Annotated in this window: 13 protein-coding genes; 10 read left to right on the top strand and 3 right to left on the bottom strand. The window is 74.7% G+C overall.

The features are described 5' to 3' along the window. Window positions 1–67: 67 nt before the first annotated feature. Complete coding sequence (locus tag ABT263_RS17640; RefSeq protein WP_329488083.1) at window positions 68–394, bottom strand: WhiB family transcriptional regulator; 327 nt, start codon at window positions 392–394, stop codon at window positions 68–70. A 559-nt stretch (window positions 395–953) separates the two neighbouring features. On the opposite strand from ABT263_RS17640, the gene ABT263_RS17635 reads away from it, so the two are divergent. The 4 genes from ABT263_RS17635 to ABT263_RS17620 all read left to right on the top strand — a co-directional run bounded on the left by ABT263_RS17635 (window position 954) and on the right by ABT263_RS17620 (window position 5,708). Continuing rightward, window positions 954–1,565, top strand: a complete 612-nt coding sequence (locus tag ABT263_RS17635) for a response regulator transcription factor (protein WP_014136228.1) — start codon at window positions 954–956, stop codon at window positions 1,563–1,565. Window positions 1,566–2,065: 500 nt separating this feature from the next. Then, a complete protein-coding gene (gene shbA / locus ABT263_RS17630) occupies window positions 2,066–2,650 on the top strand; it encodes an RNA polymerase sigma factor ShbA (protein ID WP_329492134.1) in 585 nt (194 codons plus the stop codon). Window positions 2,651–2,910: 260 nt separating this feature from the next. Further along, complete coding sequence (gene guaB, locus ABT263_RS17625) at window positions 2,911–4,413, top strand: IMP dehydrogenase (RefSeq protein WP_352291286.1); 1,503 nt, start codon at window positions 2,911–2,913, stop codon at window positions 4,411–4,413. Window positions 4,414–4,580: 167 nt separating this feature from the next. Next, entirely contained in the window at window positions 4,581–5,708 is a 1,128-nt protein-coding gene (locus ABT263_RS17620) for a GuaB3 family IMP dehydrogenase-related protein (RefSeq protein WP_352291285.1), read from the top strand. Window positions 5,709–5,766: 58 nt separating this feature from the next. On the opposite strand, the gene ABT263_RS17615 is transcribed toward ABT263_RS17620, so the two are convergent. Next, window positions 5,767–6,345 (bottom strand): hypothetical protein, encoded by a 579-nt coding sequence (locus ABT263_RS17615; RefSeq protein ID WP_352291284.1) that lies wholly within the window; start codon window positions 6,343–6,345, stop codon window positions 5,767–5,769. Between the two features lie 252 nt (window positions 6,346–6,597). Here ABT263_RS17615 and ABT263_RS17610 point away from each other — a divergent pair, with 252 nt between their 5' ends. Next, window positions 6,598–8,535: a serine/threonine-protein kinase gene (locus tag ABT263_RS17610; RefSeq protein ID WP_352291283.1), complete on the top strand. Its 1,938-nt coding sequence runs from the start codon at window positions 6,598–6,600 to the stop codon at window positions 8,533–8,535. 45 nt (window positions 8,536–8,580) lie between these two features. Here ABT263_RS17610 and ABT263_RS17605 read toward each other — a convergent pair whose 3' ends face one another. Continuing rightward, a complete protein-coding gene (locus ABT263_RS17605) occupies window positions 8,581–9,129 on the bottom strand; it encodes an SHOCT domain-containing protein (RefSeq protein ID WP_352291282.1) in 549 nt (182 codons plus the stop codon). A gap of 110 nt (window positions 9,130–9,239) precedes the next feature. On the opposite strand from ABT263_RS17605, the gene ABT263_RS17600 reads away from it, so the two are divergent. The 5 genes from ABT263_RS17600 to ABT263_RS17580 all read left to right on the top strand — a co-directional run bounded on the left by ABT263_RS17600 (window position 9,240) and on the right by ABT263_RS17580 (window position 17,785). Continuing rightward, on the top strand, window positions 9,240–10,340 hold the full coding sequence (locus ABT263_RS17600; RefSeq protein ID WP_352291281.1) for a protein kinase: 1,101 nt from the start codon (window positions 9,240–9,242) through the stop codon (window positions 10,338–10,340). A 159-nt stretch (window positions 10,341–10,499) separates the two neighbouring features. Then, complete coding sequence (locus ABT263_RS17595; RefSeq protein WP_352291280.1) at window positions 10,500–12,290, top strand: protein kinase domain-containing protein; 1,791 nt, start codon at window positions 10,500–10,502, stop codon at window positions 12,288–12,290. Window positions 12,291–12,396: 106 nt separating this feature from the next. After that, entirely contained in the window at window positions 12,397–14,040 is a 1,644-nt protein-coding gene (locus ABT263_RS17590) for a succinic semialdehyde dehydrogenase (protein WP_329488071.1), read from the top strand. A gap of 99 nt (window positions 14,041–14,139) precedes the next feature. Further along, window positions 14,140–15,942 (top strand): GMC oxidoreductase, encoded by a 1,803-nt coding sequence (locus ABT263_RS17585; protein WP_352291279.1) that lies wholly within the window; start codon window positions 14,140–14,142, stop codon window positions 15,940–15,942. A 304-nt stretch (window positions 15,943–16,246) separates the two neighbouring features. Further along, window positions 16,247–17,785, top strand: a complete 1,539-nt coding sequence (locus ABT263_RS17580) for a hypothetical protein (RefSeq protein WP_352291278.1) — start codon at window positions 16,247–16,249, stop codon at window positions 17,783–17,785. Window positions 17,786–18,126: the final 341 nt, after the last annotated feature.

The raw sequence follows: 18,126 nt of genomic DNA, 5'->3' as shown, positions 1-18,126 counted from the left end.
CCGGGCGGACCGGCGGCTCGAAGCGCCATGAAGAAACGTTTCTTCATGGCGCGGAGCGGGTGCGTGCCTAGCGCGGCAGCCCCGTCGGCGCGACCAGCGGTACTTCCACGAGGCGGTTGCGCGAGCGGCCCATCATCTCCTCGCGCTCATCCTCGGTCAGGCCTCCCCAGACGCCGTACGGCTCGCGGACGGCCAGGGCGTGCGCCGCGCATTCGGTGCGTACCGGGCAGCGCATGCAGACCTCCTTGGCGCTCGCCTCGCGCGAACTCCGCGCGGCGCCGCGCTCCCCTTCGGGGTGGAAGAAGAGCGAGCTGTCCACGCCGCGGCAGGCCGCGGAGAGCTGCCAGTCCCAGAGATCGGCGTTGGGGCCGGGGAGGCGGGAGAAATCTGCCATGGCTCATTCCCTTCAGAGGCTCGCGGCCGCGGACCGGCCATCGGCGGGCGGGGCTGCACGGCACGGCGAGGCATCGATGCGCTGGTGTGGACACCTGGAAATATGACTTACGGCAACTCCATGGACAAGTCACCCACAGAGTTGCACAACAGTCAATGACCATACAAAAGCTATAAAAACAGGCAAAGTGGGCATTGAGTTCGGCAGGCGCAGACGTGGCAATCGGGTGGCCGACGGGCGCGCGACGATCCGTACCGGTGTGCGGGTGGTGCGCCCGCCGCGCGCGAGCTGCACAAAAGAGCGGCGTGTGCACCGCGAGGTAGCTGATCGGTAACGGGTTGGCCACGTACAGTGGTGGAGATGGCCCTGAAAGCCGTAACTCATTCGAGTGACGGTCGTTGGAAGTGCGGAGGCGGTTAGCGGGCGCCGGACGTCGGGAACGATCGCGGGGAAGTTCAGGCGATCGGCACGGAGTCCGTCGCCAATCGGCCGTGTCGGAGAGATTCGTACCAGCCAGGAGGCTCAACGTGACGCGGATCAGCTGCGGAGGACGACGGTCATGACTTCCGTTCTCGTTTGCGACGATTCCCCGCTCGCCCGCGAGGCGCTTCGCCGCGCGGTCGCGACCGTACCCGGCGTCGACCGGGTCACCACCGCGACGAACGGGGAGGAGGTCCTCCGCCGCTGGGTGGCCGACCGCTCCGATCTCGTTCTGATGGACGTCCGGATGCCCGGCCTCGGCGGGGTCGAGACGGTCCGGCGGCTGCTGTCCGCCGACCCGGGCGCGCGGATCATCATGCTCACCGTCGCCGAGGACCTCGACGGCGTCGCCCTCGCGGTGGCCGCCGGTGCCCGCGGTTACCTGCACAAGGACGCCTCGCGCGCCGAGCTGCGGGCGACCGTCACCCAGGCCCTCGCCGACCCGACCTGGCGGCTCGCCCCGCGCCGGCTGCGCAGCCCCGACATGGGCGCCGCTCCGACGCTGACGGCGCGTGAGATCCAGGTGCTGGAGGGCATGAGCCACGGCCGCAGCAACGCCGAGATCGGCCGCGAGCTCTTCCTCTCCGAGGACACCGTGAAGACCCACGCCCGACGGCTGTTCAAGAAGCTCGGCGCCTCGGACCGCGCGCACGCGGTGGCCCTGGGCTTCCGGTGGGGCCTGGTCCGCTGACCACCGCCGGCTCCGCCGGCTGCGGCGCGCTCGTCGCGGTTCCCCCCGCAGGGGCGTGTGACGTTACGGTCCCGAGGTTGCACCATGGAGGTGTGGAGCACCTCGGGGACCAGCGGACAGGCACTGCGGCGAACCACGGAGCCGCAGCGCATTCGGCGGACGGCGCGACGGACGGGACCACCGACGGCAGCGGGGCGGGAGGTGGCACGGTGCAGGAGGGGCCGGTGGTGCGCGACGGCGCGGTGCCCGGCGTCGCACCGCATAACGTTCCGGTGCACAACTCCGGACGCGGTGCCGCGTTTTCCCGTTCGACCAGGCACCATGGACCGATGCGTGACGACGTTGCCGGTACTCCCGGCGAGGCTGACCCGGTGGAGGCCGAGCCCTCCGGTCCGGGCCGCGGTCCGTCGTACGCGGATCTCGGGGGCGGCGAGCCGGACCACGGCTCCGACCAGGGCCCCGAACACGGCCCCGACGACATCGGCCCCGGCCGCCCCCCGGTGCTCGGCACCGGCAGCTCCCCGTTGGTCGGCGAGCTGGTCGCGGCCGCCGTCCGGGGCGAGGGTCCGGCGATCGACGCGCTGCTCGCCTACGTCCACCCGCTGGCCCTGCGCTACTGCCGCGGCCGGCTGGTCCGGCTGCCGGGCGGGGCCCGGCACCACGTGGACGACGTCGCCCAGGAGGTCTGCGTCGCGGTGCTCTGCGCACTGCCGCGCTACCGGGACCAGGGCCGCCCGTTCGAGGCCTTCGTCTACGGCATCGCCGCGCACAAGATCGCCGATCTGCAGCGGGCCGCGATGCGCGGCCCCGGCTCGACGGTCGTCCCGCAGGACGACCTGCCGGAGGTGCCGGACGAGGCGCTCGGCCCCGAGGAGCGGGCGCTGCTCAGCAGCGACGCGGCCTGGGCCAAGGAGCTGCTCTCCAACCTGCCGGCCCGTCAGCGTGAGCTGGTGCTGCTGCGGGTGGCCGCCGGGCTGTCGGCGGAGGAGACCGGCGAGATGCTCGGGATGTCGCCCGGCGCGGTCCGGGTCGCCCAGCACCGGGCGCTCAGCCGGCTGCGGGCGCTCGCGGAGGAGTCCTCCTGATCGTCCGCCCTGGTGGGGGGCCGGAATGGCCCATGGGCGGTCGGTGTTGTCAAGGGCACACGAGGACACATTCGCGGTGCCAGTACCATGGGGTATCGGCGCCTGGGCGGGTCGCCAAAGTTCCGTGGGTGCGAGCGGGGTTTCCCTGGAGGTTCCTCCAATGGCACCGAGCTTTCGGCGGCCTGAGCGAGTGAGCGATGGAGTGCGCCCCCACCCTCAGGGCGCGAGCGGATTAGGCCGGCCACGGAAGGTACCCCCAAATGTCCTACAACGCCGCAGGCGTACCCGAGAAGTTCGCGATGCTCGGGCTCACGTACGACGACGTGCTGCTGCTGCCCGGGGCCTCCGAGGTGCTGCCGAACCAGGTCGACACCTCCTCGCGGGTCTCCCGGAACGTGCGCGTCAACATCCCGCTGCTGTCCGCGGCGATGGACAAGGTCACCGAGGCGCGGATGGCGATCGCGATGGCCCGGCAGGGCGGCGTCGGCGTCCTGCACCGCAACCTCTCGGTCGAGGACCAGGCCAACCAGGTCGACCTGGTGAAGCGCTCCGAGTCTGGCATGGTCACCGACCCGATCACGGTCGGCCCGGAGACCACCCTGGGCGAGGCGGACGCGCTCTGTGCCAAGTTCCGGATCAGCGGCGTGCCGATCGCGGACGAGTCGGGCCGGCTCCTCGGCATCGTCACCAACCGTGACATGGCCTTCGAGTCGGACCGCACCCGCCAGGTCCGCGAGATCATGACCCCGATGCCGCTGATCACCGGCAAGGTCGGCATCTCCGGCGAGGACGCGATCGGCCTGCTGCGCCGCCACAAGATCGAGAAGCTCCCGCTGGTCGACGACGAGGGCCGGATCAAGGGCCTGATCACCGTCAAGGACTTCGTCAAGGCCGAGAAGTACCCGAACGCCGCCAAGGACGCCGAGGGCCGGCTGCTCGTCGGTGCCGCCGTCGGCGCCAGCGCCGAGGCGTTCGACCGGGCCCAGGCCCTGGTCGAGGCCGGCGCGGACTTCCTGGTCGTGGACACCTCGCACGGCCACAGCCACAACGCGCTGGCCTGGATCGCCAAGATCAAGGCCGCCGTCGGCATCGACGTGGTCGGCGGCAACGTCGCCACCCGTGACGGCGCCCAGGCGCTGATCGACGCCGGCGTGGACGGCGTCAAGGTCGGCGTCGGCCCCGGCTCCATCTGCACCACCCGCGTGGTCGCCGGCATCGGCGTCCCGCAGGTCACCGCCATCTACGAGGCCGCGGTCGCGTGCCAGGCGGCCGGCGTGCCGGTGATCGGTGACGGCGGCCTGCAGTACTCCGGCGACATCGGCAAGGCGCTCGCCGCCGGTGCCGACACCGTGATGCTGGGCTCGCTGCTGGCCGGCTGCGAGGAGTCCCCGGGCGAGCTGCTGTTCATCAACGGCAAGCAGTTCAAGTCCTACCGCGGCATGGGCTCGCTGGGCGCCATGCAGTCCCGCGGCCAGGGCCGCTCGTACTCCAAGGACCGCTACTTCCAGGCCGAGGTGGCCTCGGACGACAAGCTCGTCCCCGAGGGCATCGAGGGCCAGGTGCCCTACCGCGGGCCGCTGTCCGCGGTGCTGCACCAGCTGGTCGGCGGCCTGCGCCAGACCATGGGCTACGTCGGCGCGGCCACCATCGCCGAGATGGAGAGCAAGGGCCGGTTCGTCCGGATCACCTCGGCGGGCCTCAAGGAGAGCCACCCGCACGACATCCAGATGACCGTCGAGGCGCCGAACTACACCAGCCGCTGACACCGCCCGACACCGAGGGACCCACCGCCACCCGGCGGTGGGTCCCTCGTGCTTGTCGGGTGGAGCGCCCCGGAGGCGAGCGCGCGACTAGCACAGCGTGCGGGATACTGGGGGCGGCCGGGGTGACCCGGCGGGTATGAGCAACAAACCAGAAGGGCTCGAACGAAGTGACTGAGATCGAGATCGGGCGAGGCAAGCGCGGCCGCCGGGCGTACGCATTCGACGACATCGCCGTCGTCCCCAGCCGCCGCACCCGGGACCCGAAGGAGGTCTCGATCGCCTGGCAGATCGATGCCTACCGCTTCGACCTGCCGTTCCTGGCCGCCCCGATGGACAGCGTGGTCTCCCCGCAGCAGGCCATCGCGATCGGCCGCCTCGGCGGTCTGGGCGTGCTCAACCTGGAAGGCCTCTGGACCCGCTACGAGGACCCGCAGCCGCTGCTGGACGAGATCGCCACGTTCACCGACGAGGCCGCCGCCACCCGCCGCCTGCAGGAGGTCTACGCCGCGCCGATCCAGGCCGACCTGATCAAGCAGCGGATCCAGGAGGTCCGCGACTCCGGCGTGGTCACCGCCGCCGCGCTCTCCCCGCAGCGCACCGCCGAGTTCTCGAAGGCCGTCGTGGACGCCGGTGTCGACGTCTTCGTCATCCGCGGCACCACCGTCTCCGCGGAGCACGTCTCCAGCGGCGCCGAGCCGCTGAACCTCAAGCAGTTCATCTACGAGCTGGACGTCCCGGTCATCGTCGGCGGCTGCGCCACCTACACGGCCGCGCTGCACCTGATGCGCACCGGTGCGGCCGGCGTGCTGGTCGGCTTCGGCGGCGGCGCCGCCCACACCACCCGTGGCGTCCTCGGCATCCAGGTGCCGATGGCCACCGCCGTCGCCGACGTCGCGGCCGCCCGCCGCGACTACATGGACGAGTCCGGCGGCCGCTACGTGCACGTGATCGCGGACGGTGGGGTCGGCTACAGCGGTGACATCCCCAAGGCCGTCGCCTGCGGCGCCGACGCGGTGATGATCGGCGCGGCGCTGGCCCGCGCCACGGACGCCCCGGGCAAGGGCTTCCACTGGGGCATGGAGGCCGTCCACGAGGAGCTGCCGCGCGGCAAGCGGGTCAACCTCGGCACGGTCGGCACCACCGAGGAGATCCTCACCGGTCCGTCGCACACCCCCGACGGCACCATGAACCTGTTCGGCGCGCTGCGCCGCGCGATGGCCACCACCGGCTACACGGAGCTCAAGGAGTTCCAGCGGGTCGAGGTGACGGTCAACCCGGCGCTCAACCACCGCTGAGCCGCCCCGCTGTGCGGGAGGCCCCCGCCGGACGCGTTCCGGCGGGGGCCTCCCGCGTTCAGTCCCGGGCGGCCGCGCGGCGGGTGAGCAGGAAGCCGCCGATCAGCGCGATGCCGTAGAAGACGGCGTCCAGCGGGTGGCGGTCGGCGCGCCAGTGGGCGAGGGCGTCCCGGAGCAGCGCGTCGTACGCACCGGTCGGCCCGGGCAGCCGGCGGGCCTCGCCGATCAGCTGGCCGAGGAAGAGCGCGCCGGCGGCGAGCAGCGCGCCCAGCGGGGGCAGGGCGTGGCCGCGGCCGCCGAGCCGGCCGAGCGGCAGGGCGACGGCGGCGGCCGGGGCGATGGCCAGCCAGCCGACGGTGCTCGCCGCCCGCGCCGGGGCGAGACCGTAGGCCAGCGCGCCGGCCAGCATCGCGGCGACCGCGAGGGTGATCGCGACGGCGGTGCGGCCGCCCCGGCGGCCCCGGCCCTGCGGGGCGGGCTCGGGGGCGGGGGCGGGGTGGTAACCGGCCACCGGGGCCCCGGGCATGCCCGGGGCGGCATAGCCCTCGGGGGTCTCCGGTTCCGGTGCGACGGAGTAGTGCGTGGCCGTACGCGGCCGGTCCGACCGGCCGTCAGTGCCCGGTGCGGGTGCGGTCATGGGCGTCGAATCCCCCCGGGAAAGACGGTGAGCTGCCGAACGCTAGCAGCGCCCGGGGGCGGCCGGACAGAGTTTTCGATCACAGATCGGGCACGGAGCGCCGGGGCCGTTCCGGTCCGTCACCAGGCTGGCCGGGGGCCGGGTGGTCGCGGGCCCTCGGGACAGGGGATGATGGAGGCTTGGCGTTCGGGCCCGCGCCGGGCCGACGCGCCGTCACCTCGACCGCCAGCAGCACATGGGGGAACGTTCCGAATGACCCAGGCGCAGGGCTCCACCGGCCGCCTCCTGGCCGGACGCTACCGGCTGGACGCGGTGCTCGGGCGCGGCGGCATGGGCACCGTGTGGCGTGCCGAGGACGAGATGCTGGGCCGGATCGTCGCGGTCAAGGAACTGCGGATGAACGGCAGCGTCGACGAGGACGAGAAGCACCGGCTGATCGTCCGGACACTGCGCGAGGCCAAGGCCACCGCCCGGATCCGGCACGGCTCGGCCGTCACCGTCTTCGACGTCGTCGAGGAGGACGACCGGCCGTGGATCGTCATGGAGCTGGTGGAGTCCCGCTCGCTGGCGGACGTGATCAAGGAGGACGGGCCGCTGTCGCCCGGCCGGGCCGCCGAGATCGCGCTGGACGTGCTGGGGGTGCTCGTCGCCGCGCACGCGCACGGCATCCTGCACCGTGACGTGAAGCCGTCCAACGTGCTGATCGGCGAGGACGGCCGGGTGGTGCTCACCGACTTCGGCATCGCCAGCGTGGAGGGCGACGCCTCGGTGACCTCGACCGGCATGCTGGTCGGCGCGCCCTCGTACATATCCCCGGAGCGGGCCCGCGGGCAGAAGCCCGGGCCGCCGGCCGACCTCTGGTCGCTGGGCGGCACGCTGTACGCGATGGTCGAGGGCCGGCCGCCGTACGACCGGGGCTCGGCGCTCGCCACCCTGACGGCGGTGATGACGGAGGAGCTCGGCACGCCGTTCAACGCCGGGCCGCTGCGGCCGGTCATCGAGGGGCTGCTGGCGAAGGACCCGGCCGAGCGGCTGGACGCCTCGCAGACCCGCTCGCTGCTCAAGCGGGTGGTGGCCGACGCGACCACCCGGGCGGAGTCGACCACCGAGCACGCGATGCCGGTGAAGGCGGCCGCCGGGGAGCCCGCGGCCGACGAAGCAGCGGGAGGCGACTCCGAGGGCGGCGCCACGGCGAAGCCGACGGGCGGGGAGACCCCCCGGCGCACGATCGGCGGGCTACTCGGCACCGTCCGGGTGGGCAGCCGGGCCAAGGACGCCGAGCCCGCCGAGGACACCGCGAGGCCCGCCGCCGGGGCCGCCGCCGCGCCCGCGGCGGAGCCGATCCGGCCGGTGACCAGCGAGTGGACCCTCGGGGCGACCCAGGCCGCCGGCGCCGATCCGCGCAAGGGCCGGCGGCGGCTCGCCGTGGTGACCGTCGTGGTGGTGCTGCTGCTGATCGCCGGGGCGGTGGCGATGGTCCGGGCCTTCGGCGACGCCGACGGCGGCGCGGCCAACGGCGCGGGCGCCACCTCCCCGGCCGCCGTGACCGGTCCCTCGGCACCCGACACTCCGGCGGCCGCTACCGCGTGGCCCGGCAGCGCCGCGCCCGGTACGCCGGCGCCGGGGGCACCGGCCGCGACGACCCCGGCCGGGAGCGGGGCGGCTCCGGCCGAGACCACTCCGGCCGCCGTGCCCGCGACCCAGCCCGCCGCCGTGCCGCCCGCCCCGGCGGCTCCCGGCGCGGCGGTGCCCGCCGGGTACCACGAGTACAAGGACCCGACCGGCTTCTCGATCGTCCTGCCGGACTGGCTGCAGCCCGCCGGCTCGGAGTCCATCCGCCGGGTCTTCAAGGGCAACGGCAGCACGCTGAAGATCGAGTGGACCACCACCCCGGGCCCGAGCGCGGTCGCCGACTGGCAGGAGTCCGAGCCGGGGCTGCGCGCCCAGGTCAGCAACTACCAGCGGGTGCAGCTGCAGGCCATCACCTACCGGGACTGGGCCAACTCCGCCGACTGGGAGTGGACCAACGGCACGCCCAGGATGCACTCGCTCAACCGGGGCTTCGTGACCGGCACTCCGGCCAAGTACGGGTACTCGATCTACTGGATCACCCCGGACGCGGACTGGGGCACGCCGGCGAGCGTGCAGGCCCGTCAGGTCGCCTTCGACACCTTCCAGCCCGCGCCGTAGGCGGCTCCGCCGGCCGGGCCCGAGGCCGGGCCCGGCCGGCGGAGGTCAGCCGATCAGGCGCTGCTTGGCGCGGCTGAACTCCTCGTCGGTGAGCGCCCCCGCGGTGTGCAGGGCGGTCAGCCGCTCCAACTGGTCCAGCAGCTCGGTGCCGGAGGCGGCCGGCGCGACGGCCGGGGCGCCGGCGGGTGCGGCCGGGGCCTTCGCCGCGGCCTCGCGGACCAGCCGGGCGGTGGCCCGGATCTGCTCGGCGAACACCTCGGCCTTGACCACGTCCTCGAAGCGGTGCGAGCCGGTGAGCGCGACCACCAGCAGCACCTCGCCGTTGAGCCTGCTCCGGTTGACGGTCGCGTCCGTCACCGCGGAGAGCGGAACCGGGACGGGCGGCTTGCCGTCCTTCAGGAAGAGCAGCCGCTGGGTGGTGAGGACCAGTACGCCCTTGCGGAAGTGGTCGGGGTGGCGCCCGGCCGTGGAGGCGACCGGCTTCTCGTCGGGCACGACGTTCGCCTCGACGGTGCGCAGGGCCTCGGCCCGGTTGTCACGGTTGCTGTTGCCGGCCACGTCGAAGGCCGCGTCGATCAGATCGGTCCAGTCCATGGAACGAGCGTAATGCGGTCGTCGACGCGGCCCGTTGGGCCGGTCGCCGCGCACCCGGCGAGGTTCGGCCGGTCAGGGCCTAGGCTGGGCGGTGAGCGAGAGGAACACCCATGCGAGCGGGTCCGGGTCAGGTACTGGCGGGGCGTTACCGACTGACGGACCGTCCGGAGGCGCTGCGGGCACTCGCGGTGGACGAGCGGACGGGAGCCACCGTCCTGCTGCGCGCGCTGGAGCTTCCCGCGCTGCTGACGAGCGGTCACGACCCGGACGATCCGGACGGCCCGATGCCCGAGCAGAGCGAGCGGCTGGTCCGCCGGGTGGCCGAGGTCGGTTCGGCCGCGCCCGTGCACCCGAGGCTGCTGCAGGGCGTCGGCGCGTTCGTCGAGGGTGACCTGCTCCGGACGGTCGAGGAGTGGCCGGCCGGGGTGCTGCTGGCCGACCTGGCCGCCGCCGGACCGGTCGCGCCGTACCGGGCGGCCGAGTTGGCGGCGGACCTGGCCGGCGCGCTGCGGGCGCTGCACGAGGCCGGGCTCACGCACGGCAACCTGACCGCCGAGTCCGTCCTGGTCTGCGAGGACGGTGCGGCCCTGCTGGGCGGGCTGCTCCCGGGGGTGGCGGAGGAGGCGCTGGCGGAGGAGCTGGGCGGGCCCGGCGGCCGCCGCCGGTACGAGGTCCGCGCCACCCTGGTCGGTGCGGTGGCGGAGCGCTGGCCGCTGGACGGCGGCCCGGCCGGGGACTGCTGGGCGCTGGGCGTGCTGCTGCACCGGCTGGTGACGGGCCGCTCGCCGTACCCCGACCAGGGGGTGCCCGAGTTGGTGACCGCGGTGCGCGACGGCCGGCGGGAGCCGTCGACGGTCTGCGGGCCGCTGGCGCCACTGGTCGAGCGGCTGCTGCAGCCCGACCCGGCGCTGCGGCCGGGGGCGGCGGGCATCCGGCGGGAGCTGGCGGACCTGTTGGCGGGTGCCCCGGAGCCGGTCGACGAGGAGCGCGCGGCCCGGGCGCTCGAACTCCGGCCGGAGGGACCGCTGGTACCGCTGAACCCGCGCCGGCGCGGCCGCGGCGCCCCGCGCCCGGAGGCGGCGCCCGACGCCGGTCCGCCGCCCGCCCGGAAGCCGTTGCTGCCACCCGCCCTGCTGGGCCCGGTCCTGGTCGGCGGGGTGTTCCTGCTGCTGGTGCTCGGGGTGGCCGCCGTGGTGATGTTCGCAGGCTGACGGTGTCCGCCGGGCCGCCCCCGTCCCTCCTGCGGCCGGGGGAGGTTACCGGGGGCCGGGCAGTGCGCCTAGGGTGTGCCGTGAGAGCTGTTCGAAATGTGGTCTGTACCGGGCCCTCCGTCGCGGTGACGGCAGGTGGAGGAGGGGGAGCGGTCGCCGATGGGCGTGCAGGACCGGCCGGGGACGGCCGAGGGTGAGCGGCTGCTGGCCGGGCGCTACGAGCTGGGCGACCGGCTCGGCCGGGGCGGCATGGGCACGGTCTGGCGGGCCTGGGACCGGATGCTGGACCGCGAGGTCGCGGTCAAGGAGCTGACCGTCAGCCACCTCCCCGAGGAGGAACTGCAGATCCTGAACGCCCGGATGAAGCGCGAAGCCAGCGCCGCCGCCCGGATCAAGCACCCCGGCGTGATCACCGTCCACGACGTGCTGGAGCAGGACGGCAAGCCGTGGATCGTGATGGAGCTGGTCGACGGCCGCTCGCTGGCCGATGTGATCAGCCAGGACGGCACCCTCTCGCCGCGCGCCGCCGCCGAGGTTGGCGGCCAGGTGCTGGCCGCGCTGCACCGCGGGCACCAGCTGGGCGTGCTGCACCGGGACGTGAAGCCGGCCAACGTGCTGCTGGAGCGCGGCACCGGGCGGGTGGTGCTGCTGGACTTCGGCATCGCGACCTTCGAGGGCTCGACCGAGCTGACCCGCCCGGGCGACCTGGTCGGCTCGCCGGACTACCTCGCGCCGGAGCGCGCCCAGGGCGAGCGGCCGGGCCCGGCCTCCGACCTGTGGGGCCTCGGGGCGACGCTGTACGCGGCCGTGGAGGGCGACTCGCCGTTTCGCCGGACCTCGCCGCTGACCACGCTGGCCGCGGTGGTCGGCGAGCCGCTGCCGGAGCCGAGGCGGGCCGGGGCGCTGGGGCCGGTGCTGGCCGCGCTGATGGCGAAGGACCCGGCCGAGCGGCCGAGCGCGGACGAGGCGGCCCGGATGCTGGCCGAGGTGAAGGCCGGGCACACCATGGGCTTCAAGCCCGTCGCGCCGGTCAAGACGCCCACCCAGTCGGTGCCGGTGGTCGACCGCACCGACGGGCCGGCCGGGCCGGTCCCGGTCGTCGACTCCGAGGGGCCGACCGCGCCGCAGCCGCCGGTACACGCCGCGGTGGACGCCGAGCGGCCGGGTACGGGGCCGCTGGGGCCCGCCGGACCGGCCGTGCTGTCCGGGGCGCATGCCGCCACGCCCCTGTCGGGAGCGCATGCCGCCACGCCCCTGTCGGGAGCGCACGCCGCCACGCCCACGCCGGGAGCGCACTCCGTTTCGCCCGCGCGTGGCCCGGCCAGGCGCCGGGCCGTGCTGCGGGTCGCCGCGATCGCCCTGACCGTGGCGGTGGTGGCCGCCGGGGCGACCTTCCTCGCGACCCGTGACCGGGGAGCCCCGGAGCCCGGTCCCTCCCCGACCGCCACCGGCTCCGGGACGCCGCAGCCCACCGCGTCCGGCGACACCGATCCCCCGCCCACCGGCTACCGCTGGGTGGACGACCCGGCGGGCTTCCGGTTCCCGCTGCCGGTGGCCACCCCGGCCTGGCAGCGCAGCACCGACACCGCGAACCAGATCTTCTACAGCCCGGACAACAAGACCCACTACCTCCAGTTCGCCGTCACCGTCGGCCAGTCGGTCAAGCCGCTGGAGCACCTGCGGCAGATGGAGACCACGGTCTCGAAGCTGAAGGAGTACCGCCAGCACAAGCTGACCAGCGTCCTGGTGAACGGCCACGACGCGGCGGTCTGGGAGTTCAGCTACGCGGCCAAGGAGGGCGGCCGGCGGCGGGCGATAGAGGCGGAGTTCATCGACCGCGACGGGACGGGCTACGCCATCTACCTCTCCAGCCCGGACACGGACAAGGACTGGCCGGAGGGGGAGCAGCGGTTCAACGCGGTGCTCAAGGACTTCACGCCCACCCGCTGAGCCGTCGCCCCACCGGGCCGGCGGGCTCCCGGCCGCGCCGCGGCGCGCCGACATTCTTGTTACCGACGGGTACCGAACCGGCCGCCGAGCGCCTAGGCTGCGCCCCATGACGGACCTCACAGCAGATGCCACGGTCTCCGAGCAGCCCGGCGCCGGCGCCGCGGACCGCAACCCCGCGGCCCCCGGCGGCGGCCGTACCGTCGCCGCGGCCGTGCCGCCCTCCCTGGTCACCCGCCTCGCCGCCGGGGTCACCGCGGCGGGCGAGCCGGACCTGGTGGAGACCGTCGCCCCGCTGACCGGTGAGCCGCTGGCCGCCCTGCCGCGCTCGACCCCGGCCGACGTCGAGGTCGCCTACGAGCTGGCCCGGCGCGCCCAGCCGGTCTGGGCCGCGCTGCCGGTCCGCCGCCGCGCCGCCGTCCTGCTGCGCTTCCACGACCTGCTGCTCAAGCGCCAGGACGAGGTCCTGGACCTCATCCAGGCGGAGACCGGCAAGGCCCGGCTGCACGCCTTCGAGGAGGTGCTGGCCGTCGCCATGGCGGCCCGGCACTACGGGCGCGCCGCGCACGGGTACCTGCGCGACAAGCGGCACGGCGGGGCGCTGCCGGTGCTCACCCGGGCGGTCGAGGCCCGCCGCGCCAAGGGCGTGATCGGGCACATCTCGCCCTGGAACTACCCGCTGGAGCTGTCCATCGGCGACGCGCTGCCCGCCTTCGTGGCGGGCAACGCGGTGGTCAACAAGCCGGACACGCAGACCGCGCTGACCGCGCTCTGGGCCCGCGAGCTGCTGATCGAGGCCGGGCTGCCGGCCGACCTGTGGCAGATCGTGATCGGTGACGGCCCGGTGGTCGGGCCGGCCGTCGTCGAGCACGCCGACTACGTCTCGTTCACCGGCTCCACCCGCACCGGCCGCGAGGTCGCCCAGCGGGCCGCCGCCCGGCTGGTCGGCGCCTCGCTCGAACTCGGCGGCAAGAACGCCATGCTGGTGCTCGCCGACGCCGACCTCGACCGGGCCGCCGAGGGCGCCGTCCGGGCCTGCTTCTCCTCCGCCGGCCAGCTCTGCATCTCGATCGAGCGGCTGCTGGTGCACCGCTCGGTGGCCGACGCGTTCCTGGCGAAGTTCGCCGCGCGCACCCGTGCGCTGCGGCTGGGCGGCGGCCTCGCCTACGGCGCGGACATGGGGTCGCTGGTCTCGGTGCGACAGCTGGACGCCACCACCCGGCACGTGGAGGAGGCGGTCAAGGCCGGCGCCACGGTGGTGGCCGGCGGCCGCGCCCGTCCGGACCTCGGCCCGTTCTTCCACGAGCCGACCATCCTGGACGGGGTCACCCCGGAGATGGCGGTCTGCTCCGAGGAGACCTTCGGCCCGGTGGTCTCGGTGTACCGCTTCGACACCGAGGACGAGGCGGTGGCCATCGCCAACTCCACGCCGTACGGGCTCAACTCCAGCGTCTGGACGAAGGACGGCCGGCGCGGCCGGGCGATCGCGGCGCGGCTGCGTACCGGCACGGTCAACGTCAACGAGGGCTACGCGGCGGCGTACGGCTCGGTCGGCTCGCCGATGGGCGGGATGGGCGAGTCCGGGCTCGGCCGGCGGCACGGTGCCGAGGGCATCCTGCGGTTCACCGAGGCGCAGACCATCGCCAGCCAGCGGGTGATGCCGCTCGCGCCCGCCTTCGGCCTGGACGACCGGCAGTTCGCCGCGGTGTTCACCGGCGGGCTGCGGGTCCTGAAGGCGCTGCGGTTCAAGTAGTCCCCTCCGGTCCGGCCGAGGGCCGGACCGACCGGCCGAGCCGCCCGGCCCGGGCGCCCGGCCCCGAAGTCCGTTCGTATCCCGAAGGAGCAGTGGCACATGGTGGCGTCCCGCGACGAGGCGGACTTCGACTACGACGTGGTCGTGATCGGCTCGGGCTTCGGTGGTTCGGTCTCCGCGCTGCGGCTGACCGAGAAGGGCTACCGGGTCGCCGTCCTGGAGGCCGGGCGGCGCTTCGAGCGCGACGAACTGCCCCGGAACTCCTGGGACCTCGCCAAGTACCTGTGGGCGCCCAGGCTCGGCCTGTACGGCATCCAGCGGATCCACCTGCTGGCCAATGTGATGATCCTGGCGGGCGCCGGGGTCGGCGGCGGCTCGCTGAACTACGCGAACACCCTGTACGTGCCGCCGAAGGCGTTCTTCGAGGACCGCCAGTGGCGCCACATCACGGACTGGCAGGAGGAGTTGGCGCCGTTCTACGACCAGGCGCAGCGGATGCTCGGGGTCCGGCTCAACCCGACCGTCACCCCTTCCGACGTCCATCTGAAGGCGGCCGCCGAGAAGATGGGCGTCGGGGACACCTTCCACCTGGCCCCGGTCGGGGTCTTCTTCGGCGACGGGAAGGACTCCGACGGCGCTGTCGGGGCGGCGCCCGGCGAGGAGGTGGCCGATCCGTACTTCGGCGGGGCCGGCCCGGCCCGGCGGGCCTGCGTGGAGTGCGGCGAGTGCATGACCGGGTGCCGGCACGGGGCCAAGAACATGCTCACCGAGAACTACCTGTACCTGGCCGAGCGCGGTGGCGCCGAGATCCACCCGCTCACCACGGTGGCCCGGATCCGCGAGCACGGCGAGGGCTTCGCGGTGGACGTCCGCCGGACCGACGCCCGCTCCACGACGGACCGGGTCAAGGCGGGCGCGCGCACGATCACCGCCGCCCGGGTGGTGGTCGCGGCCGGCACCTACGGCACCCAGTCGCTGCTGCACCGGATGCGCGACGGCGGCCACCTGCCGCGGCTCTCCGCCCGGCTCGGCGAGCTGACCCGGACGAACTCCGAGGCGCTGGTCGGCGCGCAGACGACCGACCGGCGCTACGGCAGCCGGGCGGACTTCACCAAGGGCGTCGCGATCACCTCCTCGATCCACCCGGACGCGAACACCCACATCGAGCCGGTGCGCTACGGCAAGGGCTCCAACGCGATGGGCGCGCTGTCCATCATGCAGGTCAAGGGCGGCGGGAAGGGCCCCCGCTGGCTGCGCTACCTGGGCACGGCGGCCCGCCACCCGGTGACCTTCGCGCGGTCGATGAACCAGCACCGCTGGTCGGAGAAGACCATCATCGGCCTGGTGATGCAGTCGCTGGACAACTCGATCACCGTCTCGCTGAAGACCAAGGGCCTCGGCAAGGGCCAGCTGACCTCCACCCAGGGCCACGGCGCGCCCAACCCGAGCTGGATCCCGGCGGCCGAGCAGGGCGCCCAGGCGCTGGCCGCCGAGATCAACGGGTTCGCGGGCAGCACCGTCGGCGAGATCTTCGACATCCCGATGACCGCCCACTTCCTCGGCGGCTGCCCCATCGGCGACTCCGCCGAGACCGGCGTGGTCGACCCGTACCACCGGCTCCACGGCCACCCCGGGATCAGCGTGGTGGACGGTTCCGCGGTCTCCGCCAACCTCGGGGTGAACCCCTCACTGACGATCACCGCGCAGGCCGAGCGGGCCATGTCGATGTGGCCCAACAAGGGCGAGGCGGACGGCCGCCCGGCTCCGGGCGAGGCCTACCGGCGGGTCGCGGCGGTGGCGCCGGTGCGTCCGGCCGTGCCGGCCGGGGCCTTCGGTGCGCTGCGACTGCCGCTGCTCGCCGTTCCGGCGGTGCCCAAGAAGCGTGACCCGGAAGCCTCCTGACGCTCCGCCGGTCCGCTGGGCAGCCGTGGCCGGCGCCGGTTGACAGCCGTCCGGGCACGATGGGATAAACGGGCTCCCTGGGGGGACCAGGGAGCAACCGTTCACGGGGGGTTCGGGGTCCATGGCCATTTGCGCATCGTGCGGCGCGGCTTCGGGGGAGGGGGCGCTCGGCTGTGCCTCGTGCGGGCGGCCGCTGATGCCGCCGCCCCCGCCGCCGCCCGCCCCGCCCGCGGCACCGCCCGCCGGGTTCACGCCTCCGCCGCCCGCCGCACCACCGGCCCCGCCCGCCTTCGCGCCGCCGGCGGTGGGCAGTTGGGGCACCGGCCGGCCCTACGACCCGGCCACCGCGCGCCCGGCCCTCCTGCGGGGGCTGACCGGCGCGGACTGGCGCCCGGCGTTCAAGGTGATGGTCGCGCCGACCGCGGTGCTGTTCCTGGCGGCGCTGATCGCGGCGGTCCCGGACGACTACACCTTCTTCTACCTGTTCCGGGCGCCGTCCTTCGGCGAGCGCTTCGGTGGTGCGCTGGCGCTCGCGCTGGCCGCCCTCGGCGCGCCGTTCGAGTTGGGCTTCACCGGCGGGGGCCGGTACGGGGACGGTGGCGGCGAGGCGCTCGTCCGGGCGGTGCCGATGACGGTCACCGCGCTCTGGCTGCTCGCGCTCTGGATCGGTCTGCGGGCCGCCGCGCGCCGGCGCCAGGCCGGTACCGGTGAGCAGTGGACCAGCCGGCAGGCGGCCGCCGAGGCGCTGCGGACCGCGGTGGCCGCGGCGGCGGTGACCCTGCTGATCGGCCTGGTCGCCGGCGCCGACTGGCACCCGGGGACCTCCGGCGGCCGGTTCGACGTGGACGACTACGCCGGCTCGTTGGGCGGTGTGACGTACTCGGCCGACTCCGGCTGGCTCCAGGCGGTCGGCTCGACGGCGCTGCTGGCCGGGCTGGTGGCGTTCGCCGTCCACGGGACGGACGCGCTGCGCTGGGCGGCCTGGCGCAACCGGGCGGTACGCGGCTGGGCGGTGGCCGCGCTGGCGGCGGGCCGTGCGCTGACGATGACGATCGGCCTCGCCTCGCTCGTCGGCTTCGTGCTGATCGCCGTCCAGGGCGAGGGCGGCGAGGCCGGCGCCTCGCTGGCCGTGCTGCCGAACGTCGGTCTGCTGCTGCTCGGCCTGGGGTCGGCGGCGACGCTGAAGGTGGGCAGCGGCGGTAGCCCCTCCACCGCGGACCCGGACTGGGAGTCCGGCCCGCGTGACAACGGCGAGTTCTCCTTCTTCGACCTGCACGGGGAGAGCGCCGACTGGCGGTGGACCGGCCTGCTCGCGCTGGCCGCGGTGGCCTTCCTCGGGTGGACGGCGTACCGGCGGCGGCTGGACGCGGCCGACCGGCTCCGGCTGGCGGTGGTGTACGCGGCGGGGCTCAGCCTGCTGATGGCGATCGCCGGCGCGGTGGTCTCGACGAGTTCCACCACGACGTACTCCGGGCGGCAGCGGGAGTTCGGCGCCGAGTACGCGGTGGGGCTGGCCTTCGCCACCGTGCTGGCGGTCAATGTGGTCTGGGCGGCGGTCGGCGCGCTGGCGGTGCCGCCCTTGCTGGCGGCCACGGGCGGCGGCCGGGCCCAGGCGGTGCCCGGCGCGGCGCCGCAGGACGCGCCGTACCAGGGGGCGCCCGCTCCGGACCGCGCGCCGCAGGAGGCGGGGATCGCGCCGGAACCCGGCGTGCGGCCGGGGGTGAGCGAGGTGATCGGCTCGCACGAGGAGCCGCCGGCGATGCCGTCCGGCGGGGTGCCGCCCGCGCGGTCGCCGGGCGAGGACGACCCGGTCGACCCGAGCGTCTGGCGCAAGCAGCAGTAGCGGTCGAGGGGCGCGTGGCCAGCAGCCGCGCGCCCCTCACGCGTCCGTGCGGCTCGGCCGACCGCCGCCGGAACGCGGTCGCGGGCGGGCAGCGGTGGCGTGGTCGGCAGCGGTGGCGCGGCCGGAGCGGTGCGGAACCGGGCGCTCCGTCCCCGAACAGGGCAAAGGGCCCCGCGGGGGAACGGGGCCCTTTGTCGCTCAGCACTCGGCGTCAGGGCTGCGCCGGTGCTGGGGGTGACGGCGCCGGGGGAGGAGCGCCGTCGCGTCGAATGGCTTCTGGGTGGTGCCGGCGCGGCACCGGCATGAGGTGGGCCGGTCGCGCAGGGCGGGTACGCACGCGG

The sequence above is a fragment of the Kitasatospora sp. NPDC001603 genome, assembly GCF_040298365.1.
Taxonomy (GTDB): Bacteria; Actinomycetota; Actinomycetes; order Streptomycetales; family Streptomycetaceae; genus Kitasatospora.
This window is presented reverse-complemented; position numbering and strand designations above follow the sequence as displayed.